The organism is Mammaliicoccus sp. P-M59 (genome assembly GCF_022386135.1).
Taxonomy (GTDB): Bacteria; Bacillota; Bacilli; order Staphylococcales; family Staphylococcaceae; genus Mammaliicoccus; species Mammaliicoccus sciuri_A.
Genome location: NZ_JAJNJJ010000034.1, coordinates 1 through 478, shown reverse-complemented (window position 1 = coordinate 478; position 478 = coordinate 1). Strand labels below are relative to the sequence as shown.

Annotated in this window: 1 tRNA gene and 2 rRNA genes; all 3 read left to right on the top strand. The window is 38.9% G+C overall.

What is annotated here, in order from left to right:
* A 16S ribosomal RNA gene (locus LQ617_RS15840) occupies positions 1–52 on the top strand; the annotation flags it as partial.
* Positions 53–143: 91 nt separating this feature from the next.
* Positions 144–220: transfer RNA gene (locus LQ617_RS15835), tRNA-Ile, on the top strand.
* A 174-nt stretch (positions 221–394) separates the two neighbouring features.
* Positions 395–478, top strand: a 23S ribosomal RNA gene (locus tag LQ617_RS15830); the annotation flags it as partial.

The window sequence follows — 478 nt, the reverse complement described above, 5'->3', positions numbered from 1 at the left end:
GAAGTCGTAACAAGGTAGCCGTATCGGAAGGTGCGGCTGGATCACCTCCTTTCTAAGGATATTACGGAATGACCATTAGGTCATGGAATAATGAAGACATATTGTATTCAGTTTTGAATGTTTATAACATTCAACTTAAGAATGGGCCTATAGCTCAGCTGGTTAGAGCGCACGCCTGATAAGCGTGAGGTCGATGGTTCGAGTCCATTTAGGCCCACCATTTTAAATTGCACATTGAAAACTAGATAAGTAAGTAAAATAGATTTTACCAAGCAAAAAACCGAGTGAATTTTTAACGAAATTCAACAAGCTTAATAATCGCGCGTCGTCTTTATAGACGACATCACAGATTAATAACAGTTATTTTCTTAAACATTATGTATAAGGAAATATAGATTAAGTTATTAAGGGCGCACGGTGGATGCCTTGGCACTAGAAGCCGAAGAAGGACGTTACTAACGACGATATGCTTTGGGGA